This window comes from Neobacillus citreus, assembly GCF_018343545.2.
In the GTDB taxonomy this organism is placed as follows: domain Bacteria; phylum Bacillota; class Bacilli; order Bacillales; family Cytobacillaceae; genus Neobacillus; species Neobacillus citreus.
Map to the genome: position 1 here is coordinate 40809 of NZ_JAGYPE020000037.1, position 16626 is coordinate 57434.

General features: G+C 39.3%; 16 protein-coding genes and 1 pseudogene. 9 read left to right on the top strand and 8 right to left on the bottom strand.

All coding sequences use genetic code 11. The annotated features are described in order from the left end of the window. Positions 1-11: 11 nt before the first annotated feature. Positions 12-149 carry a hypothetical protein gene (locus tag KHB02_RS18495; RefSeq protein WP_213145186.1) on the bottom strand — a complete coding sequence of 46 codons (138 nt, stop codon included), beginning with the start codon at positions 147-149 and terminating at the stop codon, positions 12-14. 14 nt (positions 150-163) lie between these two features. On the opposite strand from KHB02_RS18495, the gene KHB02_RS18500 reads away from it, so the two are divergent. Then, positions 164-418, top strand: a complete 255-nt coding sequence (locus KHB02_RS18500; protein WP_241113955.1) for a cold-inducible protein YdjO-related protein — start codon at positions 164-166, stop codon at positions 416-418. 58 nt (positions 419-476) lie between these two features. Here KHB02_RS18500 and KHB02_RS18505 read toward each other — a convergent pair whose 3' ends face one another. From KHB02_RS18505 to yhfH (KHB02_RS18515), 3 genes are all read right to left on the bottom strand, one after another. Continuing rightward, positions 477-662 (bottom strand): hypothetical protein, encoded by a 186-nt coding sequence (locus KHB02_RS18505; protein WP_213145187.1) that lies wholly within the window; start codon positions 660-662, stop codon positions 477-479. 105 nt (positions 663-767) lie between these two features. Beyond that, complete coding sequence (gene yhfH / locus KHB02_RS18510; protein ID WP_213145188.1) at positions 768-902, bottom strand: protein YhfH; 135 nt, start codon at positions 900-902, stop codon at positions 768-770. Between the two features lie 85 nt (positions 903-987). Then, a complete protein-coding gene (yhfH, locus tag KHB02_RS18515; protein WP_213120552.1) occupies positions 988-1122 on the bottom strand; it encodes a protein YhfH in 135 nt (44 codons plus the stop codon). 268 nt (positions 1123-1390) lie between these two features. Here yhfH (KHB02_RS18515) and KHB02_RS18520 point away from each other — a divergent pair, with 268 nt between their 5' ends. The 4 genes and pseudogenes from KHB02_RS18520 (at position 1391) to KHB02_RS29815 (ending at position 6835) form a co-directional block, all read left to right on the top strand. Continuing rightward, on the top strand, positions 1391-3571 hold the full coding sequence (locus KHB02_RS18520) for a PAS domain S-box protein (RefSeq protein ID WP_213145189.1): 2181 nt from the start codon (positions 1391-1393) through the stop codon (positions 3569-3571). A gap of 134 nt (positions 3572-3705) precedes the next feature. Then, a pseudogene (locus tag KHB02_RS29935) lies at positions 3706-3864 on the top strand (hypothetical protein); the annotation flags it as partial. 24 nt (positions 3865-3888) lie between these two features. After that, on the top strand, positions 3889-5766 hold the full coding sequence (fdhF, locus tag KHB02_RS29940; RefSeq protein ID WP_338088305.1) for a formate dehydrogenase subunit alpha: 1878 nt from the start codon (positions 3889-3891) through the stop codon (positions 5764-5766). A 220-nt stretch (positions 5767-5986) separates the two neighbouring features. Next, complete coding sequence (locus KHB02_RS29815) at positions 5987-6835, top strand: 3D domain-containing protein (RefSeq protein WP_213145192.1); 849 nt, start codon at positions 5987-5989, stop codon at positions 6833-6835. Between the two features lie 276 nt (positions 6836-7111). On the opposite strand, the gene KHB02_RS18540 is transcribed toward KHB02_RS29815, so the two are convergent. Together KHB02_RS18540 and KHB02_RS18545 are read right to left on the bottom strand one after the other, a co-directional pair. After that, positions 7112-8419, bottom strand: coding sequence for an MFS transporter (locus tag KHB02_RS18540; RefSeq protein ID WP_213145193.1), 1308 nt, complete (start codon positions 8417-8419; stop codon positions 7112-7114). Between the two features lie 219 nt (positions 8420-8638). Next, positions 8639-10129: a nitrate/nitrite transporter gene (locus KHB02_RS18545; RefSeq protein ID WP_213145194.1), complete on the bottom strand. Its 1491-nt coding sequence runs from the start codon at positions 10127-10129 to the stop codon at positions 8639-8641. A 307-nt stretch (positions 10130-10436) separates the two neighbouring features. Here KHB02_RS18545 and KHB02_RS18550 point away from each other — a divergent pair, with 307 nt between their 5' ends. The 3 genes from KHB02_RS18550 (at position 10437) to KHB02_RS18560 (ending at position 13679) form a co-directional block, all read left to right on the top strand. Next, positions 10437-11777: a TrkH family potassium uptake protein gene (locus KHB02_RS18550; RefSeq protein WP_213145195.1), complete on the top strand. Its 1341-nt coding sequence runs from the start codon at positions 10437-10439 to the stop codon at positions 11775-11777. Positions 11778-11805: 28 nt separating this feature from the next. After that, positions 11806-12459 (top strand): potassium channel family protein, encoded by a 654-nt coding sequence (locus tag KHB02_RS18555; protein WP_213145196.1) that lies wholly within the window; start codon positions 11806-11808, stop codon positions 12457-12459. Positions 12460-12530: 71 nt separating this feature from the next. Then, positions 12531-13679 (top strand): acyl-CoA dehydrogenase family protein, encoded by a 1149-nt coding sequence (locus KHB02_RS18560; protein ID WP_213145197.1) that lies wholly within the window; start codon positions 12531-12533, stop codon positions 13677-13679. Positions 13680-13749: 70 nt separating this feature from the next. On the opposite strand, the gene KHB02_RS18565 is transcribed toward KHB02_RS18560, so the two are convergent. Both KHB02_RS18565 and KHB02_RS18570 read right to left on the bottom strand, forming a co-directional pair. Then, positions 13750-13911: a hypothetical protein gene (locus KHB02_RS18565; protein WP_241113956.1), complete on the bottom strand. Its 162-nt coding sequence runs from the start codon at positions 13909-13911 to the stop codon at positions 13750-13752. Positions 13912-13947: 36 nt separating this feature from the next. Then, the gene (locus tag KHB02_RS18570; RefSeq protein ID WP_213145198.1) at positions 13948-14127 is read right to left on the bottom strand and encodes an H-type small acid-soluble spore protein; all 180 of its coding nucleotides are present in this window, start codon (positions 14125-14127) and stop codon (positions 13948-13950) included. Positions 14128-14559: 432 nt separating this feature from the next. Here KHB02_RS18570 and ltaS point away from each other — a divergent pair, with 432 nt between their 5' ends. Further along, on the top strand, positions 14560-16518 hold the full coding sequence (gene ltaS, locus KHB02_RS18575; RefSeq protein ID WP_213145199.1) for a lipoteichoic acid synthase: 1959 nt from the start codon (positions 14560-14562) through the stop codon (positions 16516-16518). The last annotated feature ends 108 nt before the right edge of the window (positions 16519-16626 follow it).

The window sequence follows — 16626 nt, forward strand, 5'->3', positions numbered from 1 at the left end:
AGCCTCTATTATCATTTTTTATTCTGTAAATATTGTTTAGCCAGCAGCTGCTTTACTTCGTTATAGCTTAAACCTGACTGGCTGTTTAGACGTTTTACCTCTTCAATATCTGTTCCAACAATCGAATAACGCTTCTGATTTAAGTTCATTTTAAGTCCTCCAAATGAAAAAGAAAAATGAAGAAATGAAAAGGCTAATTTTGGACATACTAAAGGAAAAGGAGGCGGTTCCGATTTTTTTTGGTAAACGTGCAAAAGAAGAAGAAATGGAAACAATTCTTGTTGATACTGAAATTTTTTCATGCATGGATAATTCATGTATAGGATGGATGAGAAAGGATTTTGTATCTGACGATTTACTGTGCCCAATGTGTGGTAATGAAATGATACAGGAAATTCGTGAGCTTCCGAAAATATAATAAGTTTCGTGACAAAGACTGTCTTGCTGATGACAGTCTTTATCTATACCCATATCTTCTACAAATTTTCATTTTGCTGGCCGATTTCACCGGCGGCAATAATTGAATTGGCTTCTTTAAGAAATTCATGCTCATCGACCGAATCACCGGGAACATTTTTTAAATTTGGATAGATGGCCCCATTATTAATGGTAATGGTTTTTTCTTTTGGAGCGGTTGTCAAATAATCTTCCTTCTTTGCCATTTCATCATCTCCTTACGTACAGGTTTTGCATTCCAATTGGCTTCTATGCTTCCCTATTTTTGACCAAAACGGAAAAAACTCTCCGGTCCGTCCGGAGAGTTTTTGTTATTCTTCTTTCTTTGATAGGCAGTGGTCACATTCCATTAGGTAAGATTCAGCTTGCTCTTCCATATGCTGACCGCATTCTGGACATTCTTTTTTAGGAAGGTTACGGAAAAATTCAACTGGGCTCATTAACATTATTAAACATCTCCTTTATAGTACAGTTATTTTTATTGTTGTTTGTTGTAGTACAGAATAGTCAAAAATAAAAGTTTCCCTCTTTTTATTCTGCTTTTTTGGATAAACAGCGATCGCATTCCATTAGGTAAGATTCAGCTTGCTCCTCCATATGCTGACCACACTCAGGGCATTCCTTTTTAGGCAGATTACGAAAAAATTCAACCGGACTCATTAACATTTAAAACTCCTCCTTTATTAATACAGTTTATTTTAATCCCTCTTGTTATAGTACAGTATAAACAAAAAAATTAAAAATGTGTAGCCTTTTTTCTAAAAAAGTTAAATTTTTTTAAAAATAAGTCTTTTATCCCGGACAAGTAAGTTTATTAATGATTATTTATGTAGGATTTAATTTAGGGTAAATTAAACAAAAATTTATCTTTCCTAACATTTTACTTTCCATTACAATCATAGTAGAAATAGGTTAAATGGGGGAATGCACGTTAATGAATGCATTTTTAGGAGATTTTCATCCTTATCTTTTTATAATTGCTGTTGGACTAACCTTTATGGCTTCTTATACGGCCTTAGACATGTTTTCCTTAATTAGGTCCTCAGATCAAAATAAAAGGCTGCTTTTTATAGGCGGCACACTTTCAATGGGAATTGGAGTATGGGTAACTAATTTTATTGGATTATTAACGACAAATAGTACTCTGTTTGCTAACTACCATATTCCATTAACGATTCTTTCCATATTTATTGGAGTTGCCTTTACTGGAATGGCGTTTTTTCCGCTGTTTGGAAAAGAAATTAAGATGTCACATCTGCTTGCTGGCAGTTCATTACTAACAATAGCCGTTTTTTCCATCCATATTATAGGCATTTATTCTATGAATGTGACAATTAAATATCATTTCCTTTTATTTGCTTTTTCTGGACTGTTAATGTTCGCAGCCTTCTTCTTTTCCTTTTGGATTTTGTTTTCTGTAAGGAATTTTCCGACTGAAAATCAAGTTTGGCTAAAGCCGGTAAGTTCGATTATTTTAACTGCGGCGATTGCCGAGGGACATATTTTATTAAAGAAATCGACACTATTTATCACCGATAACAATATGGTTAATAGTTCTGCTCCAGATAGTCTGTTTTTTACTTATTTGGTGCTGTTTGTTTCCGTCCTTATAATGGCGGGACTTATTGTTTCAAGTACCTTAATTAGCAAACAGCTAGCCACATCCGATTTCAACTTAAAGGAATCAATTAAAGAAGTAAAAGATATTACCTTTGCTTTAGATCAATCATCCATTGTAGCGATAACCAATTCAAAAGGTATTATTACATTTGTTAATGATAAATTCAGTGAGATTTCGAAATACTGCCGGGATGAATTGATCGGACAGGATCATCGCATTTTAAATTCCGGATACCATTCAAAAGACTTTTTTAAAGATTTGTGGAAAACAATTGGCCAAGGTAATGTTTGGCACGGAGAGATTTGCAACCGTGCCAAGGATGGAGGCCTATATTGGGTGGATACAACGATTGTTCCCTTTTTAAATAGCCACGGGAAGCCGTATCAATATGTAGCGATTCGGACCGATATTTCAGACCGGAAACGTGCTGAGGGACATTTAAAAGAAACAATGAAGGAAAACACTGATATTAAATTTGCTTTGGACCAGTCTTCGATTGTTGCCTTTACAGATTCACGGGGGAAAATTACCAGCGTAAACGACAAGTTTTGTGAGATATCCAAATACAGCCGGGAAGAGATCATTGGAAAGGACCATAATATCTTGAATTCCGGTTACCATTCCAGGGACTTTTTCAAAAACCTATGGAAAACGATTGGGGAAGGAAAGGTTTGGAAAGGGGAAATCCGCAATAAAGCGAAGGATGGAACTTTTTATTGGGTCGATACCACGATCGTTCCATTTCTCAATGAACAGGGGAAGCCATATCAGTATTTGGCGATCCGCAATGATATAACAGAACGCAAGAAGACGGAAGAAGTCCTCCACCGGCAGGATAAGCTTGCCGCGGTTGGGCAATTAGCTGCCGGCGTTGCACATGAAATCCGCAACCCGCTGACATCTATGAAGGGTTACACGGAATTTTTGCAGTTAGATGAGCAAGATCCTGAACGCCTTGAATTTTTGAATATTATTTTAGATGAAATTGAGCGCGTCAATACCATTGTCGAGGACTTCATGGTCTTGGCTAAACCGAAGGCAGTGGAATTAGAAGAAAAGAATGTTGTACCGGTTATCAAGAATGTGGTTTCACTGCTTGAGTTTGAGGCGCGTAAGAAAAACGTCCGTCTGATGTTTAACTGCAATCAGGAAATAATCCAGATAGAATGTGATGAAAATCGTTTGAAGCAGGTCTTTTTAAACTTTATAAAAAATGGTATAGAGGCCATGCCGAATGGCGGGGATCTGCATGTTAAAACGGTGATTCATGAGAACAATGTGCAAATATCCATTCAAGATACCGGTGTTGGCATTCCAAAAGAAAAGCTGAAAAAGCTCGGAGAACCTTTTTTCACTACCAAGAAAAATGGAAATGGACTAGGGTTAATGGTCAGCTTTAAAATTATAGAAAGCCATAACGGGAAAGTATTTGTAGAAAGTGAACCAAACAAGGGAACAACATTCAATATTCTATTGCCGGCAAAAACAGCCTAAAACGGAAGAGCCTATCTTCCGTTTTTCTTTTTTGAAAAATAGACAAAATTTTTTGCAAAAAAGGAAGCCGTAAATGTAATAATTAGATTAATATGATTATATAGATAGTTTAGTTATCACAGGGAGGGAGCATTTTGGGTGAAGCAAATTTAGTCAAGACAATTTGCGGCTATTGCGGTACAGGCTGCGGATTAGTCCTAGAGGTTCAGGATAATAAAATCGTCAAAATCCGCGGTGACAAGGAAGCACCGGTTAACAAAGGACAAACTTGTGTCAAAGGTGCATTTGCCTATGAGTATGTCCATGCCAAAAACCGGCTGACAGCACCTTTAATAAGAAGGGCCGGGGAACTGGTGGAAACTACTTGGGAAGAAGCTTATCAATTTATTGCAAGCAAACTTTCCGACGTAAAAAGCAAGTGGGGATCAAATGCCATCAGCATGTTCGCTTGTGCGAGAAGCACAAACGAATCAAATTATGTAACACAAAAATTTATGAGGACGGTTATTGGCAGTAACAATATTGACGGCTGCAACCGAACGTGACATGCGCCAAGCGTTGCCGGTCTGGCAACTATTTTTGGAAGCGGTTTCCCAACAAACACTTTGGAGGATATCGACAAAGCAGAGGTATTACTCCTAATGGGCTCTAACACGACAGAGGCACACCCGATTATCGCTAATCGCATGAAAAAAGCAGCAAAAGCCGGCCTCAAAATCATTGTCGTCGACCCAAGAAAAATAGAAATGACAAAAGTGGCCCACCGCCACCTGCAAATCAATGTAGGCACTGATATTGCCCTAATAAATGCCTTGATTCGGGTAATTCTAAAGGAAGGTCTTTATAATCAAAAATTTATTGAGCAATTTACAATTGATTTTGATAAACTGGCAAATCAGGTTGAGCTATATACACCGGAATATTCGGCCAAGATCACAGGTCTTACCCCGGAAGAAATCGTGGCCACTGCCAGGGACTATGCAAATGCGAGCGCTTCGATGATTGCTTATACACTAGGAATTACCGAACATCACTGTGGGGTGAACAATGTTTTCGACATTGCCAATCTTGCCCTTTTAACCGGGAACATTGGAAAGCCAGGCTCCGGAATTATGCCGCTAAGGGGACAAAATAATGTTCAAGGTGCTGGTGACATGGGCTGTCTTCCAAATCAATTGGCAGGAGCAATGAGCTTAACTAATGATGAATACAGAGCACGTTATGAAAAGGAATGGAATATTACCCTAAATCCCCAGGCGGGCGACACCCAAACCAGGACATTTGATCGGCTTGAGATGGGAGAGCTAAAAGGACTTTATGTGATTGGGGAAAATCCACTTCTCGCCGATGTTGATATGAACCATACAAAAACATTGTTGAAAAAGCTGGATTTATTAATCGTTCAGGACATTTTTCTGACTGAAACCGCGAAAATGGCTGATGTTGTGCTTCCTGCCCGTTCCTGGGGTGAAGTCGAAGGGACTTACACAAACACGGACCGGCGGATCCAACGAGTACGTAAGGCAGTCGAGCCAGGTCCGAATACAAAGGAAGATTGGGTCATTCTTTGCGAGCTGGCGACATTGATGGGTTATCCAATGCATTATAACAAGAGCGAAGAAATTTGGGATGAAGTCAGGAAAATCGCATGGGAAATGTACGGGGGCATTTCGTATGAGCGACTGGAGAAGGAATACAGCATTCATTACCCTTGTCCAGATGAAAACCACCCGGGTACATTTATTATGCATGAAAGGTTCCATCAAACCGAAGCGGCTTCTAAAAAAGCTCCTTTTGTGCCTGTCGATTATACACCGCCTATGGAGCCACCGGATGAAGAGTATCCTTTTACGTTGACGACAGGCAGACGTTATGAGTCGTACAACACGCATACACAGACTCGGCATTACGCTGCGGGAGTGAAAATAAAACAGACTGAAGAGACTGTTGATATCCATCCTGAAGACGCCAAATCTCTTGGAATAGTCGATGGGGAAGTCGTCCAAGTCCGTTCACGAAGAGGAGACCTTCAAGTAAAAGCCAAAATTACAGAACAGGTTGTACCGGGGCTTGTCTTTATGAGTTTTCACTGGAGCGAAACACCGACTAACGTATTAACTTTAAATGAATATGATCCGATTTCGGGAACAGCCGAATATAAAGCTTGTGCCGTAGCGATTGAGCGATTAAGCTAAATAAGTAATAAAGAATAGTGGAAATGAGCAATCCACTATTCTTTTTTTCCTGTATCGCCAAATCATGGACAGACTGGAAGGTTCTGATGCGTTAGAAATGCTATTGTAATATAACTGCCATTCTTGTTAATGAATTAACATCTCCTTGTTCTTTTTCTGTTAAGAAACCATGTTAAGATTACCTTAGACATGCTTCGATGGGAACATAGGAGGTAGTTAAATGATTTTTAAAATAAAAACATTCATTGCAGCTATTGGATTATCAGCGGGTTTTGGGGTGCATGCACATGCTGCAGCGCTGGCAGTGCCTCAAGTGGACTCTTTAAAAGAACAGCCAATAATGAATATTACAAATGTGCAAACTTTTGATGATTGGATGAAAATATCAACTCTAAATGATATTCCAATGTTACAAAGTGAAAAACAATTGATTGTTAACAAAACAGATACTTTCTGGGACAGTGCTAATCACATTCAAGAATCAGTCGCTAAAGCAAATGAAACGATTATTAGTCCGGAAACACAGATTGTTGCTCCAAAAGTTGTGGAGAACAATGAGCAGAAACCAGAAACTGCTGCACCAATACAAGACAAACCTGAAATAGCCGTTAGCCAACAGGATAACAGCAAACCACAGGAACAGCCTGTTGTCGAAAATAAGGCGTCTGCTGAAACGCCTGGCAATAACAATCAAAATAATAATGCTGTCGAAGCAACTACAAATGATAATAATAACAACAACACCATCGATGCACAGCCGGTTGTAAATCAAAATCAACCAAAGGAGATCACTGTAGATGCGACTGCTTATACAGCTTCATGTGAAGGCTGCTCCGGCATTACCAAAACGGGTATAGATATAAAGGCTAACCCAAATGCAAAAGTGATTGCAGTAGATCCAGCAGTCATACCACTTGGAAGCAAGGTATATGTTGAGGGATACGGTGAAGCAATTGCAGGTGATATTGGCGGGGGAATTAATGGACATGAAATTGATGTGTTTATCCCTTCAGAACAAGATGCACTTAAATGGGGACGTAAAACAATTACAGTTAAAATATTAAACTAAAACAAGCCGGATTAACATCCGACCTGTCAAAATGCCGAGAAAGGGTTTTCTTCTCGGCATTTTTTTTAGTAAATTTATTGTCTCTGCTAGTGGGCCTGTTGATTTCCGCTCCGGGCACTCGCTTTCCGCGGGGAGGTCCTGGAGCGCCAATCAACAGACTTGTTGAACAGCCTTATATTAATAATATTACAACAAATTAACGCGGAGAATCGTTAAATAAAATGAGTAAAATAAAAGGCAGTCGAAAGTTTCTCGACAGCCTGACAAGCCGGATGATTATCCGGCTTGTTTTGCTAGTTCTTGGGTTTTTGAAACAGTAGCTTTTCTTTGATAGAAGTACCAGTTTAATGCGAATGAAATTGCATAAAATCCAATAAAGAAATAAAACGCAGTTACTGGTGTGCCTGTGGCATTAACAGACCAGCCGAATAGTTTTGGAATTAAGAATGATCCGTAAGCGGCAAATGCTGCTGAAAAGCCTATAACTGGTGCTGCTTCCTTTGGTATGAAAATATTTGGAATCATTTGGAAGGTAGAACCAGAACCAATACCTGATGCAAGGAACAAAATTAAGAAAGAAATTAAAAATCCTGCAAATTGTTTAGCATTAAGGAAATAGATTACTCCAATAGCACCAATTGTCATAACAACAAATACATAGGCTGTAACCTTTGCTCCACCCAGTTTATCTGCAATCCAACCGCCTACAGGTCTAGCGGCAGCTGCCACTAGCGCTCCAAGGAAAGCAAGTGAAATGTATTCAGGGAATTGGGATTTTAATAATAACGGGAATGCTGCTGAATACCCAATGAACGATCCAAATGTACCGATATAAAGAATGGTCATAATCCATGTGTGTTTCCGCTTAACGATCACAAATTGATCTGCTACTGATTGTTTTGTGCCTGGAACGTTATCCATTTTAAATGCTGCAAGTAATGTTACGATCACAATTGGGATAACCCAAACAAATGCTGCGTTTTGTAACCAAACTTCTTGACCGTTAGATAAAACCTGCTTACCGCCAATTAAGGCAAATGTTCCAGAAGTAATGACTAATGGAGTGATAAATTGAACAACTGAAACTCCCATATTTCCTAAGCCGCCGTTAATTCCAAGAGCAGTTCCTTTTTCACTCTTTGGAAAGAAAAAGCTGATATTCGCACTTGAAGATGAGAAGTTACCGCCGCCTAATCCGCACAGTGCAGCAAGAGTCAGCATAATAGAATATGGTGTATCTGGGTTTTGTACTGCAAAGCCAATTCCAATAGCTGGTATCGCTAGTATCGCAGTTGAAATGACGGTCCAGTTTTTGCCGCCTATCGTTCCGACTGCAAATGTATAAACAAAGCGAAGTGTTGCTCCGACAAGACCAGGGATAGCGGCTAAAGTAAAGAGCTGTTCCTCCGTAAAGTTAAAGCCAATATCATTTAAGCGTATGGCAACCACTGACCAAATTTGCCAAACGATGAAGGCAAGCATTAATGATGGGACGGAGATCCATAGATTTCTTTTTGCGTGTTTTTTTCCTTCTGCTTTCCAGAACTTTTCGTCTTCTGGGTTCCAATACGTTATTCGAGCCATTTTGATTTCCTCCAATGTGGATTTCTATTTTTAAAATGTTAGTTTAGTTGTTTATGATGTTAATATAAACCAAAGGATAACACGATTTTTGTGACGAACGTCACAAAAGTAGTGAAGGAACTGTGAACTCGCTCAAGTTGACAAAAAGTTGTAATAAATTTACCGTGTTGGCAAAAAAAAGAGACCTTCTTAACGGAAGATCCCTGTAGCTTTTTAACTTTACGCACTTTCCTCTTTAAACATCCCAACGTAATTTTTGGTTTCACCTAAATCATCTTTAATCGCTGTTATAGTCAGCCATTCCTTATAAATCTCATTATTTTTACGCTTATTCCAAATGTGCCCTTCCCAGTATCCTGTCGATGAAAGGCTCGCCCACATTTGCTTGTAAAATTCGTTGTTATGCTCTCCGGACTGTAAAACGCTTGGGGTCTTTCCGATTACTTCCTCCTGTTGATAACCGGTAATTTTCGTGAAAGCCGGATTCACCCTTAGAATGATTCCATGTGGATCAGTGACGCATATTCCATCGACGGCATGGTTCACAATTTGTGTGGAAATATCAAGTTTTTCTTGGAAGTAAAGCCATACGACAATGACCAGACTGGCCAATGAAAATTCAGATAGGGCCATGAATCCAATGGCATAATGACCTGTAAGATTAAAGAGAATGGTTAGTATAATTGGTGGAAAAAAGCCTCCAAGTCCTCCCATTGCGGAAACAATGCCATTAACAATTCCGGCCTGCTTTGAAAAATAGAGAGGAACCAGTTTAAAAATAGCCCCATTTCCGATTCCAGCAAAGAATGCAACTAATAAACAGCCAAAAGAATAAATAGGCAGGGAGGGTGTAAAAGACAGTAGAAAGCCGGCAAATGTAAGGCTGAAGAAAACAGTTGCAAGAATCATAAAAGGATTTACTTTATCCCCTAACCATCCGCCGACCGGACGGAAAAGAGTAGCCAAAGCAATAAAACCTGCAGTACGTAGACCTGCGTCCACCTTCGATAGCTCAAAGTGATTCACTAAGAAGGACGGCAGATAAATCGTAAAGGCCACAAAGGCTCCAAAGGTTATAAAATAAAACAAGCTTAAAAACCAAAGCTTCGGATTTCGATAAACTTTATTAATTTGTTCCGATAATGGAAGGTTAGCCCTTTGTTCCTCACGGTCACCAAAAAGAAAATTTAATAAGGCAAAAATGATCACAATGACCAGATATATTTGTATCGTTGTTCTCCAGCCAAACTCATTGGCCAGTATCGGTGCGAGGAAGGATGTAATAGCTGTGCCGATATTACCTGCACCATATATGCCATTAATAAAACCATGCTTTGTTTTGGCATAATATTTTGGGAGAGAAGTTACTCCAACGGAAAATATCGCTCCGCCAATCCCAAGCACAAATCCGCCTGCAATTAACATAAACATTGAATTGGCATAACTGATGATGGCAATCGGTACGACGAGAAGTACAAAACTGATTGAAAATAATATTCTTGCTCCAAAGCGATTAGTCCAATAGCCGATTGGAACTCTAAGGAGTGACCCAAGTATAACAGGTACCGCTGTGGCCCAGGCAATTTCCGTTGAAGAAAGTGCAATATCTGCCTTAATAAAAGGCATTAATGAAGAAATGAGCACCCATACCATAAACCCGCCGATTAGGCTTCCTGTTTGCAAAAATAGCTGCTTTGTTCCTTGATTCATTCATATTCCTCCTCTGCCCTACAATAAATTAAAAATAAATCTTCCTAATTTATTTCATGCACCACCAACGAATTATTTCCTCCGAAGCATTATATTACATAAAACTGTCACATTCTGTGAGGAATGACACATAAATGTAGGAAAATTGTTTAATAAAGTTCAAAATTCAGCAGTATCAGCCAATGTTATAGGGTGAGAAGAAGGATAGAATGTCAATAGAATTCATATTTCATGGACGGAATGGAAAATATATGACAAGAGTTTCGACTTTTAGGCATTTTAAAGTTAAAAGGTGAGGAAGGAATGTATGAAACGAAAAAAAAGATTTTATCTTGACCCGCCACAAATACTTGTGCTTGGATTTGCTCTAATTATTTTGCTTGGCGCAATCCTGTTGACCCTCCCAGTTTCTACAATGGATGGAAAAGGTCTGCATTTTTTAAATGCCTTGTTTACTGCAACTTCAGCCACCTGCGTGACAGGCCTGGTGGTGGTAGATACGGGAACCACTTTTACTTTGTTCGGCCAATTGGTCATTTTATCCATGATTCAAGTAGGCGGCCTGGGCTTTATGACGTTTGCCACCCTGTTTGCCTTCCTCCTCGGTAAAAGAATTTCATTAAAAGAGCGAATCCTCCTTCAGGAATCCTTAAATAATATTTCGATGGAGGGGATTGTCCGCCTCGCAAAACGGATTTTAATTTTTACATTCGTCATTGAGTTAACAGGTGCAGTACTATTAACCATTCGATTTTCATTTGATTTTCCCATTGGAAAAGCCATTTACTATGGAGTATTTCATTCCATTTCGAATTTTAATAATGCCGGTTTTGATTTGATGGGTGAATTTCATAGCTTAACAAGTTATGTAGACGACCCAATTGTTACCTTAACAGTTTGTGCATTAATAGTATTGGGCGGAATTGGCTTCATCGTTATGAATGATCTTTACGAATATCGACTCTCCAAGAAGTTATCCCTGCATACAAAGATTGTTCTTGTTACCACGATTTTTTTTGTGGCACTTGGAACAGTCGGAATTTTCTTCCTTGAACTTACAAATGATAAAACGATTAAGCCATTAACACTGTCTGGAAAAATCCTTGGTTCCCTATTTCAATCGGTAACAGCAAGAACGGCAGGGGCAAATACCTTAAGCATCGGCGACCTAAGACATGCTTCGTTATTTTTGATAATTTTACTTATGTTTATTGGTGCATCCCCAGGTTCTACTGGTGGCGGGATTAAAACGACCACTTTTACCACTTTAATGGGAGCGGTTTGGTCGCAAATCCGCGGGAAAGAGGATGTGATTTTCTACAGGCAGCGAATTGGTTATGAAACGATTTATAAGGCCCTTACGGTAACACTTAGTGGACTGTTTCTCGTTATGGTGGTTACACTTGTCCTCACTATAACCGAAACTGGGAAGGACTTTTTAATGATAATGTTTGAAGCGACTTCTGCATTTGCAACAGTCGGCCTCTCGATGGGACTGACACCAGAACTGTCTTCTATCGGCAAAGGAATCATTATATTTACGATGTTTGCTGGACGGGTTGGACCGCTCACAATCGCTTATGCAGTCACCATACGCAGAAACCCGGATGCTTTCCGATATCCTAAAGGCAAAATCATGATTGGCTAAACTGACAGCAAGGAGGAAACTTCGAAAAATGGCAGATCAATTTGCAGTTATTGGATTAGGCAGGTTTGGACTAAGCATCGCCAATAAGTTATATGAATCTGGAAGGGATGTGCTCGGTGTTGATGTAAACGAGGAAAGGGCAGATGAGGCACAGAGCTATGTAACCCATTCCGTTATCGCTGATTCGACCGATCCGGAGGCGTTAAAATCAATTGGAATTCGCAATTTTGATACCGTCATAGTCGCAATCGGCAATGATATTCAGGCCAGCATCTTAAGTGTCTTGCTATTAAAGGAATTAGGGGTTAAGAAAGTCATTGCCAAAGCCTTAAATAAACTCCATGGGGAAGTTTTAAAAAAGGTAGGGGCCGATTGGGTTGTCTTTCCGGAGCGGGATATGGGAATAAGAGTGGCCCATCAACTGATATCCCCAAAGGTGCTGAACTTTATTGAATTGTCCAAGGATTATAGTGTTGAAGAAGTAAAAATACCGGAAAAAATGACGGATAAAACCTTAAGAGAACTCGATTTGCGTGCCAAGTATAATCTTAGCGTCATCGCAATTCGCCACCATGACGATATTTTTATTTCCCCTTCACCTGATAAAATCATAGACCATGGTGATGTTCTAGTCGTCATTGGAGAAAACCGAGACCTTGAGCGATTTGCAAATCTCGAATAATCTAAGTCCCCCCATTTGAATGGGGGGATTTTATTTGCGAAAATATAATTATGTTGAGAGGAGAGGTCGAGATGAAATTTACTGATTTAGAAACCACTACAGAACGGTTAGAATTAATGAAAACATTAGCAAATCGTTTCCAATCGAGAGCCCATAAGCTAGATGCGGAGGGTGGGTTTCCTTTTGATAATATTCAAGACCTGAAAGACACGGGCTATACCACATTAACAGTACCTAAAAAGTATGGCGGGAAGGGAATCTCTCTTTACGAAATGATTAAACTTCAAGAACTGATTGCTGAAGGGGATGGTTCAACTGCCCTGGCGATTGGCTGGCATATGGGCATTATTTATAATTTGAACGAAAAAAATTCATGGAAAGAACCTATTTTCAAATTTTTATGTGAACAGGTAATGGCAGGCTCGTTAATTAACAGCGCTGCCACTGAACCAAAAACAGGGAGCCCGACGCGCGGCGGCAGGCCGGAGACAACGGCTGAACAAAAGGGCGGCAGGTGGCTTCTCAATGGCAGGAAAACCTTTACCACCATGTCTCCAGTTCTTGATTATTTTATCGTCAGTGCAAGTCTAAAGGGTACTGAGGAAATTGCAAATTTTCTTATTCCTCGATCTGCTGAAGGACTAAAAATCGAGGAAACATGGGACGTTATAGCCATGAGGGGGACGGGAAGCCATGATTTGGTATTGGAGGATGTCATTATACCAGAAGAGCATATAGTCGAGCCAATTAAACCGGGTAAAAAGAGGGCGATGGGCTGGCTGCTTCATATTCCTGCCTGCTATTTAGGAATTGCGAAAGCGGCAAAAAGGTATTCCATAAATTTTGCCAAGGAATATTCGCCAAATAGTATCCAAGGTACAATAATTGATTTGCCAAATGTTCAGCAAAAAATTGGGGAAATGGAATTGAAAATCATGCAGGCGGAATTTTTCTTGTATGGTGCCGCCAAACAATGGGATGAATCAACTGAGGAAGAAAGAGAAAAGCTGGCTTCTGTATTGGGGGCCGCTAAATTAACGGTGACAAATTCCGCCATTTCCATCGTGGACCTTGCAATGAGAATAGTCGGGGCAAAAAGTCTTTCATCCCAAAGCCCTCTGCAGCGTTATTACCGTGACGTGAGGGCAGGGCTCCATAATCCGCCAATGGATGACATGACCATCCAGCTGTTGGCAAAGCATAGTATTACCAATAACTAACCTGTAGTAACGAACAGACCAATTAAAGTACAATCAAAAAAAGTGTAAGGCAGGAACTAAGCTTCCTGCCTTACACCATGTCCTCATTTTCCTTTTCGAGATCAGCCGGCTGCGGCTGTGCTTGTTGAGTAATTGTTCCTAGAACTTCCCTATCATATTTACCTGGGTCTTTTCCTGCACCAGGCGCAATATTAGACATAGGCAGCTGTTCCATTTCTTTCCCTCGCGGCATTTATATTCATTCCTTTATTATAAAGTAAGAAATATTTTACTCTTCGATAAGCTCACTGATTTCCACTGTTGTTCTTTCTTCAAGCGGCCCGCGCAAATGGACGGTCGCGGTTCTTCCATCCTCATTTAACTGGTCAATCCATACAGATGCACCATTGTATTTAACCATGATATCAGCGGATGAAGATAGGATTTGTTTTACCCTATTGACATTCATTACTTTCACTCCTCCATTAATAATCATTTTAGTCTGTGATGAAAGAAGTGATTTTATGCAACGATGTCTATGTAGCCGCTTTCTTCTATTATATATACAAAAAACTCCTATAAAAGATAAGACTAATATCCGATTGCATACGAAGAACCGAATGTATATGCTAGTTAGAAATACAATTCTACAGAAAAGCCGGAAAGAAAAATAAGGCAGTCCAAAAAAATAAATTAATAAGAAAATGCTGAAACTAAATTTAATTTCATTCGTCTAATATTATTGAGTTTGAAAATAGTCATGTCCAACTCCCAAATAGCATAAGAATAAAGGGACATTCAGCATCATGTTAATGTTTTTCTTTTTATAGAAAATATGATATAGTTATTGAGGTTCGTTTACCGAAGTTAAATTTGGTAAGTGAGAGGAGAAGTTTTAAAAATGATTAAGGAAAGACTTTTAAAAAAAGTAAACAAAAGTCATATTACATTTTACATCATTGCCGTTGTTTTATTTTGGCTAAAAACCTACGCGGCATATCAAATTGAATTTAATTTAGGAATTGATAACAGCCTCCAAGAATTTTTATTATTTATCAATCCATTGAGTTCGGCTTTATTCTTTTTTGGAATTGCCTTGCTCTTTAAAAAGCGTACTAAGCTTGTTATGATTATCACAAATTTTATACTGTCCTTTTTACTTTACGCAAACATTGCTTATTATCGCTTTTTTAATGATTTTATAACCGTACCTGTTTTAATGCAGACGAAAACAAATGCCGGACAATTGGGCGATAGCGCTCTTTCGCTCATGTCCCCACTTGATATTTTTTATTTTACAGACTTCTTTATTCTAATTGCCCTTGCGTTAACCATGTTCAAACAAGTGACGGTTACGAACAGGAAGTCATTTAAAATCGTTCTTTTGTTTTCGATTACGACATTTTTGTTTAACTTGGGTCTTGCGGAAAAGGATCGTCCGCAGCTATTGACTCGTTCTTTTGACCGAAATTATTTAGTGAAATATCTTGGTGCATATAACTTCACGATTTATGATGTCATTCAAAATATCAAATCATCGAGCCAAAGAGCATTGGCAAATTCAACAGATGTTACTGCGGTAGAAAACTATGTTAAAGCGAATCATGCCGCACCAAATCCTGATTACTTTGGCAAGGCAAAGGGAATGAATGTGATTTATGTTTCAATGGAATCATTTCAAACCTTTATGATTGATTACAAGATGCAGGATGGCCAGGAAGTTACACCGTTTCTAAATTCATTAACACATGATCAGAATACATTTTATTTTGAAAACTTTTTCCATCAAACTGGGCAGGGGAAAACCTCGGATGCCGAGTTTTTAATGGAAAACTCATTATACCCGATGGCTCAAGGTGCTGTGTTTGTCAACAAAGCCCAAAACACTTATCAGGCTATGCCGGCCATTTTAAAAGGGAACGGCTATAATTCAGCCGTCTTCCATGGCAACTATAAAACATTCTGGAATCGGAATGTAATGTATAAGGCCTTAGGGTATGATCAGTTTTTTGATGCGGAATATTACAACATGACGGATGAAAACACGAAAAACTATGGCTTAAAGGATAAACCGTTCTTTGCTGAGTCTATGCCAATGCTAAAGAGCTTAAAGCAGCCTTTCTATACAAAGTTTATTACCTTATCGAATCATTTTCCTTTCGAAATGGATCCGGAGGACACAGACTTCCCTGCAGGTAATACTGAAGATACGGTCGTTAATCAATACTTCCAATCTGCGCATTATATGGATCAGGCATTGGAACAGTTCTTTAATGATTTAAAGGCTGCAGGTTTATATGATAATACAGTGGTTGTTATGTACGGTGACCATTATGGCATTTCCGAAAACCACAACGATGCCATGGCACAAGTGCTAGGAGTGGATGAAATAACTCCTGCTATTAATGCTAAATTACAGCGGGTCCCTTTATTTATCCATGTACCAGGAGTACAAGGCGGGATTCAAAAGCAATTTGGCGGCGAAGTAGATGTTCGTCCGACCGTTCTTCATTTGCTTGGTATTGATACGAAGGATTACCTTGAGTTTGGCTCAGATTTACTGTCGCCAAATCATCGCAATTGGGCTTTATTCAGAAACGGGGATTTTGTTTCCTCAGATGTTATTCAAGTAAAAGACAAATGCTATTCGACCGAAACAGGTGAGCTTCTTGAGAATTCAGAGGCGTGCAAGGATATTGCTGAAAAGGTAAGCTCAGAACTGCAAATGTCTGATGAAGTTGTCTACAAAGACCTGCTTCGTTTTTATCAGCCGGAAGGATATACGTCAATCAATCCGAACGACTATGAATACCTGGGACCTAAAACAGGCAAGACATCTAAAACAACTGAAAGCAACTAAACCAGAGGGAAGATGAAAATCTTCCCTCTTTTGTTTGTGCGCCCGGCATGGGTGCAGTCTCTAGGGTGTAAGTCCCGAGCCACGAAGGCAGTAGTAGTGGTTAGCTTA

Excerpts from the sequence above, each read along its gene's own strand:
- KHB02_RS18560 (WP_213145197.1), top strand. The coding sequence starts at position 12,531 with ATGAAATTTACTGATTTAGAAACCACTACAGAACGGTTAGAATTAATG.
- ltaS (WP_213145199.1), top strand. The coding sequence starts at position 14,560 with ATGATTAAGGAAAGACTTTTAAAAAAAGTAAACAAAAGTCATATTACA.
- KHB02_RS18520 (WP_213145189.1), top strand. The coding sequence starts at position 1,391 with ATGAATGCATTTTTAGGAGATTTTCATCCTTATCTTTTTATAATTGCT.
- KHB02_RS18550 (WP_213145195.1), top strand. The coding sequence starts at position 10,437 with ATGAAACGAAAAAAAAGATTTTATCTTGACCCGCCACAAATACTTGTG.
- KHB02_RS18540 (WP_213145193.1), bottom strand. The coding sequence starts at position 8,419 with ATGGCTCGAATAACGTATTGGAACCCAGAAGACGAAAAGTTCTGGAAA.
- KHB02_RS18500 (WP_241113955.1), top strand. The coding sequence starts at position 164 with ATGAAAAAGAAAAATGAAGAAATGAAAAGGCTAATTTTGGACATACTA.
- yhfH (WP_213120552.1), bottom strand. The coding sequence starts at position 1,122 with ATGTTAATGAGTCCGGTTGAATTTTTTCGTAATCTGCCTAAAAAGGAA.
- KHB02_RS18555 (WP_213145196.1), top strand. The coding sequence starts at position 11,806 with ATGGCAGATCAATTTGCAGTTATTGGATTAGGCAGGTTTGGACTAAGC.
- KHB02_RS18570 (WP_213145198.1), bottom strand. The coding sequence starts at position 14,127 with ATGAATGTCAATAGGGTAAAACAAATCCTATCTTCATCCGCTGATATC.
- KHB02_RS18505 (WP_213145187.1), bottom strand. The coding sequence starts at position 662 with ATGGCAAAGAAGGAAGATTATTTGACAACCGCTCCAAAAGAAAAAACC.
- KHB02_RS18565 (WP_241113956.1), bottom strand. The coding sequence starts at position 13,911 with ATGCCGCGAGGGAAAGAAATGGAACAGCTGCCTATGTCTAATATTGCG.
- KHB02_RS29815 (WP_213145192.1), top strand. The coding sequence starts at position 5,987 with ATGATTTTTAAAATAAAAACATTCATTGCAGCTATTGGATTATCAGCG.
- KHB02_RS18495 (WP_213145186.1), bottom strand. The coding sequence starts at position 149 with ATGAACTTAAATCAGAAGCGTTATTCGATTGTTGGAACAGATATTGAA.
- KHB02_RS18545 (WP_213145194.1), bottom strand. The coding sequence starts at position 10,129 with ATGAATCAAGGAACAAAGCAGCTATTTTTGCAAACAGGAAGCCTAATC.
- yhfH (WP_213145188.1), bottom strand. The coding sequence starts at position 902 with ATGTTAATGAGCCCAGTTGAATTTTTCCGTAACCTTCCTAAAAAAGAA.